Annotated in this window: 13 protein-coding genes; 5 read left to right on the forward strand and 8 right to left on the reverse strand. The window is 66.2% G+C overall.

The genetic code is table 11. The annotated features are described in order from the left end of the window. Window positions 1-61 precede the first annotated feature (61 nt). Entirely contained in the window at window positions 62-730 is a 669-nt protein-coding gene (locus tag ACVIYL_RS41285; RefSeq protein WP_456781296.1) for a hypothetical protein, read from the forward strand. 191 nt (window positions 731-921) lie between these two features. On the opposite strand, the gene ACVIYL_RS41290 is transcribed toward ACVIYL_RS41285, so the two are convergent. The 8 genes from ACVIYL_RS41290 to ACVIYL_RS41325 form a co-directional block, all read right to left on the reverse strand. Further along, the gene (locus ACVIYL_RS41290; RefSeq protein ID WP_229192287.1) at window positions 922-1,377 is read right to left on the reverse strand and encodes a MarR family winged helix-turn-helix transcriptional regulator; all 456 of its coding nucleotides are present in this window, start codon (window positions 1,375-1,377) and stop codon (window positions 922-924) included. A 14-nt stretch (window positions 1,378-1,391) separates the two neighbouring features. Then, window positions 1,392-2,096, reverse strand: coding sequence for an ABC transporter ATP-binding protein (locus ACVIYL_RS41295; protein ID WP_456781297.1), 705 nt, complete (start codon window positions 2,094-2,096; stop codon window positions 1,392-1,394). Next, the gene (locus ACVIYL_RS41300; protein WP_456781298.1) at window positions 2,093-2,884 is read right to left on the reverse strand and encodes an ABC transporter ATP-binding protein; all 792 of its coding nucleotides are present in this window, start codon (window positions 2,882-2,884) and stop codon (window positions 2,093-2,095) included. The genes ACVIYL_RS41295 and ACVIYL_RS41300 overlap by 4 nt, the downstream gene beginning before the upstream one ends. Then, window positions 2,881-4,770, reverse strand: coding sequence for an ABC transporter permease (locus ACVIYL_RS41305; protein WP_456781299.1), 1,890 nt, complete (start codon window positions 4,768-4,770; stop codon window positions 2,881-2,883). Before ACVIYL_RS41305 ends, ACVIYL_RS41300 begins: the two co-directional genes overlap by 4 nt. Window positions 4,771-4,984: 214 nt before the next feature. Further along, on the reverse strand, window positions 4,985-6,199 hold the full coding sequence (locus tag ACVIYL_RS41310; protein WP_456781300.1) for an ABC transporter substrate-binding protein: 1,215 nt from the start codon (window positions 6,197-6,199) through the stop codon (window positions 4,985-4,987). Between the two features lie 28 nt (window positions 6,200-6,227). Then, complete coding sequence (locus tag ACVIYL_RS41315; protein WP_456781301.1) at window positions 6,228-6,812, reverse strand: amino acid synthesis family protein; 585 nt, start codon at window positions 6,810-6,812, stop codon at window positions 6,228-6,230. A gap of 16 nt (window positions 6,813-6,828) precedes the next feature. Beyond that, entirely contained in the window at window positions 6,829-7,737 is a 909-nt protein-coding gene (locus ACVIYL_RS41320; RefSeq protein WP_456781302.1) for a UPF0280 family protein, read from the reverse strand. Next, a complete protein-coding gene (locus ACVIYL_RS41325; protein WP_253587491.1) occupies window positions 7,734-9,173 on the reverse strand; it encodes a 6-hydroxynicotinate reductase in 1,440 nt (479 codons plus the stop codon). Before ACVIYL_RS41325 ends, ACVIYL_RS41320 begins: the two co-directional genes overlap by 4 nt. Before the next feature lie 275 nt (window positions 9,174-9,448). Here ACVIYL_RS41325 and ACVIYL_RS41330 point away from each other — a divergent pair, with 275 nt between their 5' ends. From ACVIYL_RS41330 to ACVIYL_RS41345, 4 genes are all read left to right on the forward strand, one after another. Next, window positions 9,449-9,916: a 2Fe-2S iron-sulfur cluster-binding protein gene (locus ACVIYL_RS41330; protein WP_438079305.1), complete on the forward strand. Its 468-nt coding sequence runs from the start codon at window positions 9,449-9,451 to the stop codon at window positions 9,914-9,916. Then, a complete protein-coding gene (locus tag ACVIYL_RS41335; protein WP_456781303.1) occupies window positions 9,916-13,458 on the forward strand; it encodes a molybdopterin cofactor-binding domain-containing protein in 3,543 nt (1,180 codons plus the stop codon). The genes ACVIYL_RS41330 and ACVIYL_RS41335 overlap by 1 nt, the downstream gene beginning before the upstream one ends. A 61-nt stretch (window positions 13,459-13,519) precedes the next feature. After that, window positions 13,520-14,824, forward strand: a complete 1,305-nt coding sequence (gene pncB / locus ACVIYL_RS41340; protein WP_456781304.1) for a nicotinate phosphoribosyltransferase — start codon at window positions 13,520-13,522, stop codon at window positions 14,822-14,824. 109 nt (window positions 14,825-14,933) lie between these two features. Further along, the gene (locus ACVIYL_RS41345) at window positions 14,934-16,229 is read left to right on the forward strand and encodes an O-acetylhomoserine aminocarboxypropyltransferase (protein WP_456781305.1); all 1,296 of its coding nucleotides are present in this window, start codon (window positions 14,934-14,936) and stop codon (window positions 16,227-16,229) included. The last annotated feature ends 4 nt before the right edge of the window (window positions 16,230-16,233 follow it).

A 16,233-nucleotide genomic window follows, 5' to 3' on the forward strand; every position in this document is an offset into this window, starting at 1 on the left:
ACGCGTCAAAACAAGAATCCAGAGCCCGTTCCGATTCGATCGGAACGGAAAGGGCCCTGACGTGAGCCCGGCCGACTGGACTCCGGCCTGGCTGTGGCTGGCGGTCATCGCGAGCGGCCTCTACCACGGGATCAACCCGGGCATGGGCTGGCCGCTCGCGGTTTCCGCGGGATTGATGCAGAGGAGCTCGCGCGCGCTGCTGACCGCGCTTGGCCCGCTCGCGATCGGTCATTTGCTGGCGATGCTGCTGGTGATCCTTCCGTTCGCGCTCTTGATCACCCTCGTCGAATGGCAGCGCACGATCCGGATCGGCGCGAGCCTGCTCGTCATCTTGTTCGGTGTCTACCGGCTGATCGACCGGCGCCATCCGCGGGCCCTGGTCCGGATACCGCCGACGCAACTCGCTTTGTGGTCGTTCGCGGTGGCGATCGCGCATGGCGCGGCGCTGATGCTGGTGCCGATCTATCTGGGGCTGTGCCGCGAGGCTGAAGCGGACCAAGGCCATGCGGCCGCCAACAGCCTGATCGACACCAGTCTCACGATGGCCGTGCTGGTCTCCATCGTCCATGCCGGCGCGATGATCGCCGCCGGCGGATGCCTGGCGTGGCTGGTCTACCGCTACCTCGGCCTGAAATTCGTATCCCGGAGCTGGTTCAATCTGGACACGGTTTGGGCGCTCAGCCTGGTGCTGGTGGGTGTCGTCGCGCTGGTGCTTGCTCTTGCGACGTAGTGCGGGCGCGGCACGCTGCCCGTAGGTAAGACGCTGGAGATCGCACGAAGTAGTAGCGGCGACCCGTCACCCTGAGGTGCACGCGCAAGCGTGCCTCGAAGGGTGAACGGCCCACGGCAGAAGTCGGGGCCGTCGACCCTTCGAGACGCCACGCTGCGCGCGGCTCCTCAGGGTGACGGTGATAGATTGCGTCACCGCAGCCTGCCGAGCAGCGCGATCAGCGTCTCGCGCTCCTTGGCATCGAGCGGCGCCAGCGTCTCCCTGGAGATCACCAGCGCATTGGGTGCGGCCTTGTCGGCCATCTGCTGGCCGGCGCGCGTCAGACTCACCAGCAGGCGGCGGCCATCGTCGGGATCCGGCGAGGTCTCGGTCAGGCCGCGCGCGGTCAGGCGATCGATCACGCCCTTGATGGTCGCGACGTCCATCGACGTCAGCCGCCCGAGCTGGTTCTGCGAGCAGGCGCCGACCTCGGACAGCTTCGACAGCGCCGCCCACTGAGTCGGCGTCAGATTGATGCCGATCTCTCGGGCGAAGATCACGGCGTGGCGCTGCGACACCTGGCGCAGGATGAAGCCGATCTGCTCGTCCAGCACATATCCCGGCCTGGTCGCTTTCCCGTTTCGCTTCGGTGCCGCACTCCTCGCCATCGTCCACTCCGCCCTTACAGCGACAGATGCGCGTCCCGGATATCCGGACGCGCATCGAGCTCCGCCATGGTGCCGCCGAAACAGATCCGGCCGCGCTCGATGATATAGGCGCGATCCGAGATCAGCCGGGCGAAATGCAAATTCTGCTCGGAGACGACGATGCTGACGCCCTCTTTCTTCATCGCCAGGATCGCATCGACCATCTGCTCGACGATTTTCGGCGACAGCCCCTCCGAGGGCTCATCGAGCAGCACCAGCGACGGATTGCCCATCAGCGTGCGCGCGATCGTCAGCATCTGCTGCTCGCCGCCGCTCATGCGCCCGCCGGGCCGGCCGCGCATCTCGCCGAGGTTCGGGAACAGCTTGAACAGTTTTTCGCGATCCCATTGCGGCGCGCCTGCCCGCCTCGGCTGGCGGCCGACCTCGAGATTCTCCTCGACCGTCAGATCCGTGAAGATGCGCCGCTCCTCCGGGACGTAGCCGAGCCCGCCGCGCACAATCGCGTGCGTCGGCAGATCCGAGACGTCCCGGCCCTCGAACATGACGCGGCCGGAGCGGTTCTGGACCAGGCCGACGATGGAGCGGAACGTGGTCGATTTGCCGGCGCCGTTGCGCCCGAGCAGGGCAACCACTTCGCCCTCGCCGACCTCGAGCGCGATGTCGAACAGGATATGCGCCGGGCCGTAGAAGCTGTTGAGATCCTTCACCGTCAGCTTCATGCCGATGCCCCCTCGCGGTGCCGGGCGTCATAGACGAGGCCCTCGCCGAGATAGATCGCCCGCACCTGGGCATTGCCGCGCACCTCTTCGGGCGAGCCTTCGGCGATCAGGAGGCCGCGGTTCAGCACCAGGATGCGGTCGGCATGCTCGAACACCACGTCCATGTCGTGCTCGGTGAACAGCACGCCGATCGACTGCTCGCGCGCGATCCGAGCCGTCAGCCGCATCAGCTCGACGCGCTCGCGCGGCGCCATGCCGGCGGTCGGCTCGTCCATCAAGAGCAGCTTCGGCTGGTTGGCGAGCGCGATCGCAAGCTCGAGCCGCTTGACGTCGCCATAGGCGAGCTCGCCGCAGGGCCGCTCCGCATAGGCACCCATGCCGACCAGATCGAGCAGCCGCCCCGCCTCGTCGCGCGCGTGGCGGGCGGTCGAGGCCCACAGGTTGAACAATTGCCCGCCATGCGAGACCAGCGCGACCTGCACGTTTTCGCGTACCGTCATGGTGGGGAATGTCGCCGCGATCTGAAAGGTGCGGCCGACGCCCATGCGCCAGATCACGCGCGGCTTCTTGCCGGTGGTCTCCGCGCCCAGCACGCGGATGCGGCCGCTATCGGGAATGTTCTGCCCGTTGAGCATGTCGAAGCAGGTGCTCTTGCCTGCGCCGTTCGGCCCGATCAGCGCCAAAATCTCGCCGGCGCGCAGTTCGAAGGAGACGCCGCGCACGGCATGCACGCCGCCATAGGATTTGGTCAGCCCCTCAACCGACAGCAATGTGGGAACCATGCTCATTCGGCGCTCTCGATGCGGGAGGTCAGCAAGGGCGATACCGACGACGAGGATTTGCGCCGGCGATGCATGAAGGCTTCGAGCGTGCCGACGATGCCCTTCGGGAACGCGACCACGATCAGCACGACGAAGCCGCCGAGCACCAGCTTGGAAAGATCGGTCTGGCTGACCAGCCAGATATTTAGCGCCTTGTAGACGATGGCGCCGACCACCGCACCCGACACCGTCTCGACACCCCCGAGCAGCACCATGACCAGCGCATCGACCGACAGCGAGATGCCCATATTGTCGGGGAACACGCTGCCCTTGAGATAGGCGAACAGCGCGCCGGCAAGGCCGGCGACCGTGCCCGCGATCACGAAGGCGGTCCACTGGATGCGTTTGCCGTCGATGCCGATGGCTTCGCTGCGGAGCGGCGAATCGCGCGTCGCGCGCAGCGCAAAGCCGAACGGCGAGAACACGATGATGCGGAGGATCACCACCGCGAGCGCGGCGATGCCGAGCGACAGCCAGTAGAAATGCGACGGGCTCGCAGCCCATTTTTCCGGCCAGACCCCGAGGATGCCGTTGTCGCCGCCGGTGACCGACACCCACTGGAACGCGATCGACCAGACGATCTGGGCAAAGGCCAAGGTCAGCATCGCGAAATAGACCCCGGAGAGCTGCACCGCGAAGAAGCCGAATACGGCGGCGCCGAGGAGCCCGAGCAGCGGCCCGAGCAGCAGGCAGGCAATCATCGGCAGGCCGGCCATCTTGGCGAGCAGCGCCACGCCATAGGCGCCGAGCCCGAAATAGGCCGCGTGGCCGAACGAGGCGAGCCCGCCGACCGACATCAGGAAGTGCAGGCTGACCGCGAAAATCACGAAGATCGCGATCTCCGAGCCGACCGTGAGCAAATAATTGCCGGCGACGAACGGCAGCGCGGCGGCAACGATGAGCATGGCAATCGCGGCGAACCGCTCGTTCATCGTCAGCGGCCGCCACGGATTGACGGTCAGCCCCGGCGTGCGCCGTGCCGGCGCCTCCGGCTTGCCGAACAGCCCCCACGGCCGGACGATCAGCACCACCGCCATCACCAGGAACACCAGGATGATGGAGATCTTCGGAAAGATCAGGATGCCGAAGGCGTTGAGCTCCGACACCAGCACCGCCGCGACGAAGGCGCCGATGATGCTGCCGAGGCCGCCGATCACCACCACGACGAAGACCTCGACGATGACGCGCAAATCCATCGCGTGATTGACCGCATCGCGCGGGATCTGCAGCGCGCCGCCGAGCGCGGCGAGGAAGACGCCGAGCGCGAACACGCTGGTGAACAGCCATTTCTGATTGACGCCGAGCGCAGCCACCATGTCGCGGTCCTGCGTCGCCGCGCGCACCAGCACGCCCCAGCGGGTGCGCTGGAACAACAGCCAGAGCACGCCGAGCACGACCGGCCCGAGCACGATCAGGAACAGGTCATAGCTCGGAATATTCTGGCCGAAGAAATCGATCGCGCCCTTGAAGCCGGGCGCGCGGCGGCCGACCAGATCGTCCGGGCCCCAGATCAGCACCACGAGATCCTCGACCATCAGCGTCAGGCCGAAGGTGGCGAGCAACTGGAACAGCTCCGGCGAATGGTAGATCCGGCGCAGCAGCACCATCTCGACCAGCACGCCGATCGCAGCAACCGCCAGCGCCGCAACGACGATGCTGCCCCAGAAGCCGAGCGCGCCGGAAAAGCGCTCGGTCAGGGTAAAGGCGACATAGGCGCCGAGCATATAGAACGCGCCATGCGCGAAATTCACGATCCGCGTCACGCCGAAGATGATCGACAGACCCGAAGCGACCAGGAACAGCGACGCCGCGCTGGCAAGACCGGTCAGGAACTGGACGACATAGAAGGCCATGGGCGGTCCGCGTTGGAGTTTCCGTTCACCTCACCTCGCCCCGCCTGCGGGGAGAGGTCGAATTCAAGCGCCAGCTTGAATTCGGGTGAGGGGGACTCTCCGCGCGCTCGTTCGCGGAAATAGCCCCTCACCCCAACCCTCTCCCCGTAAGAACGGGGAGAGGGAGAAGTTCAAGTCTCTCCCCGCAAGAGCGGGGCGAGGGAGAAGAAAAAAATCAATCCTTCGGCCGCAGCTTCTCGATCTCGGCATCGCTGGGCAGATAGTCCGCCCCCTTGCGATAGGCGGTGTCGACCATGATGCCCTTGCCGTCCTTCAGCGCGGTCTTGCCGGTGAAGGCGCCCAGCGTCGACTGGTGATCGATCTTGCGGAAGGTGATCTCGCCGAATGGCGACGGCATCGAGATGCCTTCCGCCGCCGCGATCAGCTTCTCCGGATCACTCGAGCCGGCCTTGGCAAGGATCGCCGCCGCCGCCTTGATGGTCTGGTAGCCGACGATCGAGCCGAGCCGCGGATAGTCGTTGTACTTGGCCTGGTAGGCCTTCAGGAACGCGTCATGTTCCGGCGTCTTGATCGCGTACCAGGGATAGCCGGTGACGATCCAGCCTTCCGGCGTCTCGTCCTTCAGCGGATCGAGGTATTCCGGCTCGCCGGTCAGGAAGCTCACCACGGTGCGGCCCTTGAACAGGCCGCGGGTGTTGCCTTCGCGCACGAGCTTGACGAGGTCGGCGCCGAAGGTGACGTTGAGGATCGCTTCCGGGTTCGCCGCGGCAACCGCCTGCACCACTGGGCCGGCGTCGATCTTGCCCTGTGGCGGCCACTGCTCGTCGACCCACTGGATGTCAGGCCGTTTCGCCGACATCAGCTTCTTGAACACCGCGACCGCCGACTGGCCGTATTCATAGTTCGGCGCGATCGTCGCCCAGCGTTTTGCAGGCAGTTTTGCGGCTTCTTCCACCAGCATTGCCGCCTGCATGTAGTTCGACGGACGCAGGCGGAACGTGTAGCGGTTGCCCTTCGACCAGGTGATGGCGTCGGTCAAAGGCTCAGCCGCAAGGAAAAACACCTTCTTCTGGTTGGCGAAGTCAGAAACCGCAAGGCCGATATTGGAGAGGAACGTGCCGGTGAGCATCGCGACGTTCTCGCTCGACACCAGCTCGTTCGCCGCGGTCTGCGCATCCGCCGGCTTGCCGCCGTCGTCCTTGGAAACGACAACGAGCTTCTTGCCGCCAATGCCGCCGGCGGCATTGATCTCTTCCACCGCGAGCTGCCAGCCCTTGCGATAGGGCTCGGTGAACGCCGGCAGCAGCGAGTAACTGTTGATCTCGCCGATCTTGATTTCGCTCTGCGCCAAGGCCTGCGTTGTCATGGCGCTCGTTGCCATGGTCGCGACCGCGATCGCCAATCCCGCCCCTACGAAATAACCACGCATCCCGTCCTCCAGTTTTTCTTCAAAGAGATTATCGCAATCCGTCTTCGCCCTTGATCTCGCCGACCGTCAGCCCGCCGACGCGCGGCAGTGGCCGTCCGCTGTCGGTCACCGCGACCGCGACCATGATCTCGTTGGCCCGCGGCGCGTCGTTGATCTGCACCTCCATGCCGTCGAAATGGCTGCGCACGAAAGCCGCGTCCTTGTGCCCGAGCGGAATATCCAGCGTGGTGCCGGGCCCCGAGCGCTTCTTCGACGACGGGATCAGCGCCGCGCCCTTCGACAGCACCTTGCGCACCGGCGCACCCATCTTCGGATGCAGGATCGCTGCCGCATGCTCGAGCTCGCCATTCTCGCCGACGGCGGCGGCCTTGCCGTAGCTGTGCACCTTGGCGCCGTCGATGCCGAGCGCGGCGACGGCCCGCTTCGAGAGCAGTTCGCCGAGTTCCTCGCCGATCGCGATCAACGGCGACAGATCCTCGACATAGCGGCCGGCAAAGGGGTTTTCGATCACGGCGATCGCGGCGGCCCGCCTTGTCGGCGGTGCGATGGTCTTGCCCATCTCCAGATGGGTCTCCTCGACCACGGTGACGATCTTGCGAATGACGGCGCTCATCTTGCCTCGCTTCCAGTCATGCCCGCAGCATGTGTTCTATCGTTTGTCCCTGAAACGCGTGCGACGCCGGCGCCCCAATCCCAGTTGCACCGACAAGCCGCGTTTCGCCCAGTAGACGCAATGCCGCGCCCTCGATCAATCCCGACATCAGGAGGTCGCGCGCCCGCGTCGCCCCCACCTCGAGCGCCTGCTCAACCTCGTGTTCCGCCAGCCGCCCGACATCGCGGGTCACCAGCCGCGCGCCGAGGTCGCTGTCGGGCTGCAGCTCGTTCGCCGCAACGCGCAGGATCGCGGGATGATTGGGCAGATCGACCGCATTGGCGATCACCGTCGCCGCGGCATCCGCTTGCGACGCCGTCCGCGCCAGCACGGTGACGGCATCGGCGATACCGAGCGAAAAGCTGCGGCCGTGCCGGCCGCTGGTCGCGATGCCGCGGACCGGCGTCTCGGCATCGACCGTCATGGTGCGCATCACGCCGTGGCGGTCCGGCCGGTCCATCAGGCCGACGGTGAATTGTTCGCCGTCGCCGAGATGCAGGGCAATGTCGCCGCCGTTGTTGACATAGGCACGGTCGAGCGGCGCGGCCTCAAGCATCGTGCCCAAAACTTCCTCGGCGACCGAGCCCGCGACCGCTGCCATAGGCGTGATGAAGCAATCGGCGGCAAACGGCGCGACCGCCGCATGCATGCGCCGCGCGACCACGCCTCTCAACACGCAACGATTCGGATCGGCTGCACTGCGCAGCTCGGTGAGTTCCGCGCATAGCTCGTCGAGCAAACCGGTGAAGCGCTCGGCCGCCGCTCGATAGGCGGCGCTGACGTCGTCGTCCCTGCCCTTCGCCTCGATGACCAGATCAATCGGACCGTCCTGCAAATGCAGCCGCTTGCCGTCAGGAAGAAGCGCGTTTTGCGGAAGCCTAGTCATGCGCGCCGCCCGGGCATCGGCCGGACCTCAGCGCTGTCCCGCAGTGACGACAGCGGCCGGACATAGTCCATGTGGCCGCCCAGCGCCGCATAATCGGACCTGCGCATCGTGAATTCAATCGGCGCCACCAGTGCCGGGGTCGGCACATAGCCGAAGGCACCGGCCGGCATCTGCGTGACATCGACCATGTAGGTAATGCCCCCGCCCGGCCAAACATAGACCGGCGCGCCGCCGCTGGTCACCCGCGTCAGCGCGTCCTTGACCGAACGGGTCAGCCGCACCGGATTATCGGTGACGCCGGCGCGCAACGATCCGCCCGCGCCGCCCATGAACAGCACGGTGCACAGCGCCGGCTCGCAATTCTCCTGGATGCGCTCGACCGAAAATCTGAGATCGGCGGGCATCTCGGTCTCGACCGGCTTCAACGCCTCGTCGAGCACGTAATAGGACGCATGCTCGCCGGTGGTCGAGACCATCAGCATGGTGAGCCCCGGCCGCGCCTCCTTCGCATTGAAGGGGCCGAGGATCGACAGCGGATCGGAGATGTTGGTGCCGCCCCATCCGGTGCCGGGATCGGCGACCTGGAAATAGCGGCCCGGCGTCGAGCGCCGCCCCTTCATCTTGATCCCGGTGTCGGCGATGTCGAGCAGCTTGCCGGCCTGGTGCTCGCTGAGCACGCCGGTGATGTGATCGTCGACCACCACGACCTCATCGACCTTGCCGTGCCATTGCTTGGCGAACATGCCGATCGTCGCCGAGCCACAGCCGACCCGCATGCGCTCTTCTGCCACACCATTGACGATCGGCGGCCTGCCGGCCTGCACCACGACGGTGGCGCCGCCGTCGATGGTCAACTCGACCGCCTTGCAGTTGGAGAGATCCATCAGCGTGTCGCAGGTGACGCGGCCTTCCTTCTTGGAGCCGCCGGTCAAATGATGCACCCCGCCGAGCGAGAGCATCTGCGAGCCATATTCGCTGGTCGTGACATGGCCGACCGCCTCACCGTCCGAGCGCACGGTCGCGGTTTCCGGGCCGAGGTAGCGGTCGGTGTCGATCTTCACCTTGACGCCGCAATACGAGAAAATGCCTTCAGTCACCACGGTGACCATGTCGACGCCGTCGACCTCCGACGACACGATGAAGGGCGCCGGCTTGTAATCCGGATAGGTTGTTCCTGCGCCGATCGCGGTGACGAACAGTTCGGGCTGGCGGACGATCTTGCCGTCCCAGTCGCCGCTCACCTGGAACGGAACCAGCTTGCCGCCATGCGACACGGTGCGCTCCAGCACGACGTGCGGATCGACGCGCACCAGCGTGCCGTCATGATTGGCATAGCGGTCGCAGGCGCCGGCCGCGCCCGGCTTGATGTAACACATCACCGGACAGGCATCGCAGCGGATCTTGTCGCCGGCGGCGACGGTCATTGTGTCAGCCATCGTGACCAAGCCTGGACTTGTGGCGGCGGTCGATCATACTGCGCTTCCGCCTCCCATGCATATCGTTCGTATACGAATGATCCTGCGCGCGAGCCCGTGACCTGTCAAGCGGCCTTTGCAATCAAACCGTGCCCTTCGCGTGCGCACCCTGTTCATAAAGCGGGCACGCGCTGCAGCGCGGCATGCCGCCGCTTGCACGTTTGTATACAAACGTTATCCTCGTCGGCGATCCGACGCTGACGTTGCAGCGCAAACATCAAGGGAGAACCGGGGCAATGCGCCTGACCGTGAACGGCAGGAATCATGATGTCGACGCCGCTCCCGACACCGCATTGCTTCACGTGCTGCGCAACGACCTCGAATTGAACGGGCCGAAATATGGCTGCGGGCTCGGCGAGTGTGGCGCCTGCGCGGTGCTGATCGACGGCGTCGCCGCCCGCGCCTGCGTGATTCCGATCGAGGGCTGCGCCGGACGCAATATCGTCACGCTCGAAGGCCTCGGCAGCCGCGAGCATCCCGATCCGGTGCAGGATGCCTTCATTCGCGAACAGGCCGCGCAGTGCGGCTATTGCCTCAACGGCATGATTATCACCACCAAGGCCTTGCTGATGCGCAATCCCAATCCGTCCGAGCATGAGGTGCTGGAGGCGTTGCGCTACAATCTCTGCCGTTGCGGCGCGCATATCGAGATCATCCGCGCGGCGATGCGCGCGGCCGGTCACGCCCTTGAGGCGCGCGATTGATGGTGGACGCACGGGCTCCTGAGCAACGCCAGCGCGGCTCGCTGTCGGTCGTCCGCCCTGCGGTGCTGGGCGCCGAAGATGAGTTCGAGACCTTCATCACCATCACGGCCGACGGCACGGTCAATGCCTATAACGGCCATGTGGATCTCGGCACCGGCATCCGCACCGCGCTCGGTCAGATCGTTGCCGAAGAGCTCGACGTCTCCTTTGCCCGCGTCGTCGTGATCCTCGGCGACACCGCCGTGGTGCCGAACCAGGGCCCGACGATCGCAAGCGAAACCATCCAGATCACCGCCGTTCCCCTGCGCAAGGCCGCCGCGCAAGCGCGGCATTTTTTGCTTGCGCGCGCCGCCGAGCGATTGGAGCTAGCTGTCGACGAGCTCACGATCGAGGACGGGCTGATCCGCGGCCACGACAACCGCAGCGTCAGCTATGGCGAGCTGATCGCGGACGAGATCATCCGGCTCGATCTTGCCGATGATGTTCCGGTCAAGGCCGTGAGCGCCTATTCGGTCGTCGGCAAGTCCGTGCCGCGCGTCGATCTGCCGGCGAAGGCCACCGGCGAGCTCGTCTATGTCCACGATGTGCGCGTGCCCGGCATGCTGCACGGCCGCGTGGTCCGCCCGCCTTACGCCGGCGTCGATGCCGGCCCGTTCGTCGGCACCAGCCTGATCGCCGTCGATGAAGCTTCGGTGCGGGATATCCCCGGCCTCGTCGCGGTGGTGCGGATCGGCGATTTCGTCGGCGTCGTTGCCGAGCGCGAGGAGAATGCGATCAAGGCCGCCGCGCAGCTCAAGGTGAGCTGGAAGCCGGGACCGGCGCTGACCGATCTTGCCGACGTGGAGAAGGCGCTGCGCGCCAATCCCTCGACGTCGCGCCAGCTGATCGACAAGGGCGACGTCGACGCCGCGATCAAGGCGGCCGCCAAGCCGATGCAGCGGACCTATCTCTGGCCCTACCAGATGCACGGCTCGATCGGGCCATCATGCGCGGTTGCCGATTACAGCGAGGGCGCGATCCGGGTCTGGTCCGGCACGCAGAACCCGCACATCCTGCGCGGCGACCTCGCGCTGCTGATCCAGCGGCCGGAGTCCGAGATCGACGTGATCCGGATGGAGGTCGCCGGCTGCTACGGCCGCAACTGCGCCGACGATGTCTCTGCCGATGCATTGCTGCTGTCGCGCGCGGTCGGCCGCCCGGTGCGCGTGCAGCTCACCCGCGAGCAGGAGCATGCCTGGGAGCCGAAGGGCACCGCGCAGCTGATGGACGTCAATGGCGGGCTCAACGCCGACAGCAGCGTCGCCGCTTACGATTTTGCCACGCGCTATCCCTCGAACGGCGCGCCGACATTGGCACTGCTGCTCACCGGGCGGATCGCGCCTGAAGCCGCGGTGTTCGAGATGGGCGACCGCACCGCGATCCCGCCCTACGACTACGAGAACATGCGCGTGATCGCCAACGACATGCCGCCGATCGTGCGCGCGTCATGGTTTCGCGGCGTCTCGGCGCTGCCGAACACCTTTGCGCATGAATCCTACATCGACGAGCTTGCGGCGGAGGCGAAGGTCGATCCGATCGAGTACCGGCTGCGCTATCTGAAGGATAAGCGCGCGATCGATCTCGTCAATGCCGTTGCCGAGCGCGCCGGCTGGACGCCGCGCCCGGTGTGGAAAGAGCCCGAGGCGGACGGCGACATCGTGCACGGCCGCGGCTTTGCCTATGCGCTCTACGTGCACAGCAAGTTTCCCGGTTACGGCGCGGCGTGGTCGGCATGGATCGCCGACGTCGCTGTCAACAAGGCGACCGGCGATGTCAGCGTGACCCGCGTCGTCGCCGGCCAGGATTCCGGATTGATGATCAATCCGGAGGGCGTGCGGCACCAGATCGAAGGCAACGTCATCCAGTCGACCAGCCGCGCGCTGATGGAGGAGGTCTCCTTCGAGCGCGGCGCGGTGGCGGCGCGGGAATGGGGCGCCTACCCCATCATCAAGTTTCCTGAGCTGCCGAAGATCGATGTGTTGATGCTGCCGCGGCAGGATCAACCGCCGCTCGGCGTCGGCGAGTCCGCCTCGGTGCCGAGCGCCGCCGCGATCGCCAATGCGATCTACGACGCGACCGGCGTCCGCTTCCGCGAATTGCCCTTCACACCGGAACGCATCCTGAAGGGATTGCGCGGCGAGCAACCGGTCGCGCCCGCCCCGCTCCCGCCGCCTGCGCAGACGGCAGACCTCAACAGATGGCAGAATCCCTTTGCAAAGCGCGGCGGCGTGCTCGCCGGCATTGCCGCACTCTGCGCAGCGGCGATCGGCATCGGCGCGGCCGTACTGCCGTGGCGCGCGATCGCGCCGATCGCCCGGCCCGACGCGTCGGTGTATTCCGCCGCGACGATCGCCCGTGGCAAGGAGCTTGCAGCGCTCGGCGCCTGCGCCGTCTGCCATACGTCGGAGCATGGCGCTTCGAACGCCGGCGGCCGGCCGCTGGAGACGCCATTCGGCACCATCTACACCACCAACATCACGCCCGATGTCGACACCGGCATCGGCACCTGGTCCTATCCGGCGTTCGAGCGCGCGATGCGCGAGGGCATCCATCGCGACGGGCGCCATCTCTATCCAGCGTTCCCGTACACGCATTTCGCCAGGACCAGTGATGCCGACCTGCAGGCGCTCTATGCCTATCTGATGGCGCGGCTGCCGGTGCGCGCCGAAGCACCGAGCAATACGCTGGCCTTTCCGTTCAACCTGCGGCCGCTGCTCGCCGGATGGAATGCGCTGTTCCATCGGCCCAACACGTTCCAAGGTGATCCCACTAAATCGGAAGTGTGGAATCGCGGCGCCTATCTGATCGAGGGGCTCGGTCATTGCAGCGCCTGCCACTCGCCGCGCAATGCGCTCGGCGCCGAACGGCAGCGCGCCTATCTCGCCGGCGGCTTCGCCGAGGGCTGGGAGGCGCCGGCGCTGACGTCGCTGTCGAAGGCGCCGATCCCCTGGAGCGAGGACGAGCTTTACGCCTTTTTGCGCACCGGCGAGTCCCGCCTGCACGGCGTCGCCGCGGGACCGATGGCGCCGGTCGTGCAGGAGCTCGCCGCGCTGGCCGACCAGGACATTCGCGCGATGGCGGTCTACCTCGCCTCGTTCAACCAGGGCACCGATCGGCCGGCCCACGATGCCATTGCCGCGAAGCTCGAAGCCGGCACCGTCGTCACCACCGCCGCCTCGGCGGGGGCGCGGATCTATCAAGGCGCCTGCGCGGTCTGCCATGAGGTCGGCGGCCCGCCGCTGTTCGGCAGCCGGCCGTCGCTGGCGCTGAACAGCAATTTGCACAGCGACGCGCCCGACAATCTGATCCAGGTGATCCTGCACGGCATCGCCAAGCCGGCCGTGACCGATCTGGGCTACATGCCGGCGTTCAAGGACAGCATGAGCGACGGCCAGGTCGCCGAGCTCGTCACCTTCCTGCGGCGGCAATTTGCCCCTGACAAGCCGGCCTGGGCCGACGTCACCGCCACCGTCGGCCGTATACGGCAGACCATAGCGCGCTGACCTGCCATGTTCCGCCCGATACCCACTGGGCGGGCGGCGCCCGGCAGGCTAAGGTTCCCGCATGACCGTGACAGATATCGCGACCCGGACCTACAACCACGGCTGGCGGCTCGACCCGATCGTGCGCAGCCTGCTGGACACCGATTTCTACAAGCTGTTGATGCAGCAGATGATCCGGGAATGCTATCCGGACACCCGCACGACCTTTTCGGTGATCAACCGCTCGACCCATATCCGGCTCGCCGAGGTCATCGACGAGGCCGAGCTGCGCGCCCAGCTCGACCACGCCCGCACCATCCGCTTCACCAAGAAGGAGCTGATCTGGCTCGCCGGCAACACGTTCTACGGCAAGACCCAGATGTTCTCGCCCGACTTCATCAACTGGCTGTCGAACTTCCGGCTGCCCGAATACGAGCTGCACAAGGTCGACGGCCAGTACGAGCTGCATTTCCACGGGCCGTGGACCCACACCACGATGTGGGAGATCCCGGCGCTCGCGATCCTCAACGAGCTGCGCTCGCGCGCGGCGACCAAGACCTACGGCCGCTTCGCGCTCGACGTGCTCTACGCCCGCGCCAAGGCCAAGCTGTGGGCCAAGGTCGAGCGGCTGCGCAAGCTGGACGGCCTGCGGCTGTCCGATTTCGGCACACGCCGCCGCCACGGCTTCCTCTGGCAGCGCTGGTGCGTCGAGGCGGTGAAGGAAGGCCTCGGCCCCTCCTTCACCGGAACGTCGAACGTGCTGCTCGCGATGGACAACGACCTCGAGGCGATCGGCACCAACGCGCATGAACTGCCGATGGTCGCCGCCGCGCTCGCCAATGACGACGAGGCGCTGCGCTGGGCGCCCTATCGCATCCTCGACCAATGGCGCCACACCTATGGCGGCAACCTGCTGATCGCGCTGCCCGATGCCTTCGGCACCAAGCCGTTCCTGCGCGACGCGCCCGATTGGGTCGCCGACTGGACCGGCTTTCGTCCCGACAGCGCGCCGCCGATCACGGCCGGCGAAGAGATCATCAAGTGGTGGAAGCAGAAGGGCCGCGATCCCAAGGAGAAGCTGCTGGTGTTCTCCGACGCGATGGATGTCGGCTCGATCGAGGAGACGTTCTACCATTTTAAGGGACGCGTGCGCGTCAGCTTCGGCTGGGGCACCAATCTCACCAACGATTTCGTCGGCTGCGCGCCCGACGGCACCGCCGAGCTCGATCCGATCTCGATCGTCTGCAAGGTGACGTCGGTCGACGGACGCCCGGCCGTCAAGCTCTCCGACAATCCGGAGAAGGCGACCGGCATCCCGTCCGAGGTCGAGCGCTATTTGCGCGTGTTCGGCAATGTCGGCCGCGTTCGCACCGCAGTTCACGTCTAACAAAGCGTTTTCAAGCGAAGTGGACACCGGTTCGCGTGAAGAAAAACGCGTCAAATAAAAGACTCCTCGCCAACCCACCATTCCCATCGACTGACCTGACGAGTTTCGCATGCCTGCACCCAAGCCGCCTGCCTTCGAAACCCTGAGCCTGCACGCCGGCCAGCGCCCCGATCCCGCGACCGGCGCGCGCGCGGTTCCGATCTATCAGACCACGTCCTACGTGTTCCAGGATGCCGATCATGCCGCGGCGCTGTTCAATCTGGAGCGCGCCGGCCACATCTACACCCGCATCTCGAACCCGACGACATCAGTGCTGGAAGAACGCATCGCCGCGCTTGAATGCGGCGTCGGCGCGATCTGCACCGCCAGCGGCATGGCCGCGATGCATCTGGCGATCGCAACCCTGCTCAATGCCGGCGACCACATCGTCGCCTCCGCCTCGCTCTATGGCGGCAGCATCAATTTGCTGGCGCACACGCTGCCGCGGTTCGGCATCACCACGACGTTCGTGAAGCCGCGTGCGCTCGACGAATTCCGTGCCGCGATCAAGCCGAACACCCGCCTCGTGATCGGCGAGACCATCGGCAATCCCGGCCTCGAGGTGCTCGATATCCCTGCGGTCGCGGAGATCGCGCATAATGCGAAGATCCCGCTGCTGATCGACAACACCTTTGCGACGCCCTATCTCAGCCAGCCGATCGAGCTCGGCGCCGACATCACGATGAACTCGGCGACCAAGTGGATGGGCGGCCATGGCATTGCGATCGGCGGCGTGATCGTCGACGGCGGCCGGTTCGACTGGCGCGCCTCCGGCAAATTCCCGCAGCTCACCGAGCCCTATGCCGGCTATCACGGCATCGTCTTCGACGAGCAGTTCGGCAAGGCCGCCTTCATCATGCGCGCCCGCACCGAGGGCCTGCGCGACTTCGGCGCCTGCCTGTCGCCGACCAACGCCTTCCAGCTGCTGCAGGGCATCGAGACGCTCGGCGTCCGCATGGATCGCCATGTCAGCAACACCCATGCGGTGCTGGACGCCCTCGCCGCGAACAAGGCGGTCGACTGGGCGCTGCATCCCTCGCTGGAGACGCATCCGGATTACGCGCTGGCCAAGAAGCTGTTGCCGCGCGGCGCCGGCTCGATCGTCAGCTTCGGCATCAAGGGCGGCCGCGCCGCTGGCAAGAAGTTCATCGAGTCCCTGAAGCTGATCAGCCATCTCGCCAATGTCGGCGACGCCAAGACGCTGGTGATCCATCCCGCCAGCACCACGCACCAGCAGATGGATGCCGAGCAGCTCAAGGCCGCCGGCATCGGCGAGGAGCTGGTGCGGCTGTCGGTCGGCATCGAGACCGCGCAGGACATCATCGACGATCTCGGCCAGGCGCTGCGCGCCTCGCAAAGGACTTAAGCCC

Source organism: Bradyrhizobium sp. USDA 3315 (assembly GCF_054056795.1).

Coding starts and splice junctions, on each gene's coding strand:
- ACVIYL_RS41290 (WP_229192287.1), bottom strand. CDS start 1,377: ATGGCGAGGAGTGCGGCACCGAAGCGAAACGGGAAAGCGACCAGGCCG.
- ACVIYL_RS41315 (WP_456781301.1), bottom strand. CDS start 6,812: ATGAGCGCCGTCATTCGCAAGATCGTCACCGTGGTCGAGGAGACCCAT.
- ACVIYL_RS41330 (WP_438079305.1), top strand. CDS start 9,449: ATGCGCCTGACCGTGAACGGCAGGAATCATGATGTCGACGCCGCTCCC.
- ACVIYL_RS41345 (WP_456781305.1), top strand. CDS start 14,934: ATGCCTGCACCCAAGCCGCCTGCCTTCGAAACCCTGAGCCTGCACGCC.
- ACVIYL_RS41310 (WP_456781300.1), bottom strand. CDS start 6,199: ATGCGTGGTTATTTCGTAGGGGCGGGATTGGCGATCGCGGTCGCGACC.
- pncB (WP_456781304.1), top strand. CDS start 13,520: ATGACCGTGACAGATATCGCGACCCGGACCTACAACCACGGCTGGCGG.
- ACVIYL_RS41300 (WP_456781298.1), bottom strand. CDS start 2,884: ATGAGCATGGTTCCCACATTGCTGTCGGTTGAGGGGCTGACCAAATCC.
- ACVIYL_RS41320 (WP_456781302.1), bottom strand. CDS start 7,737: ATGACTAGGCTTCCGCAAAACGCGCTTCTTCCTGACGGCAAGCGGCTG.
- ACVIYL_RS41335 (WP_456781303.1), top strand. CDS start 9,916: ATGGTGGACGCACGGGCTCCTGAGCAACGCCAGCGCGGCTCGCTGTCG.
- ACVIYL_RS41295 (WP_456781297.1), bottom strand. CDS start 2,096: ATGAAGCTGACGGTGAAGGATCTCAACAGCTTCTACGGCCCGGCGCAT.
- ACVIYL_RS41325 (WP_253587491.1), bottom strand. CDS start 9,173: ATGGCTGACACAATGACCGTCGCCGCCGGCGACAAGATCCGCTGCGAT.
- ACVIYL_RS41305 (WP_456781299.1), bottom strand. CDS start 4,770: ATGGCCTTCTATGTCGTCCAGTTCCTGACCGGTCTTGCCAGCGCGGCG.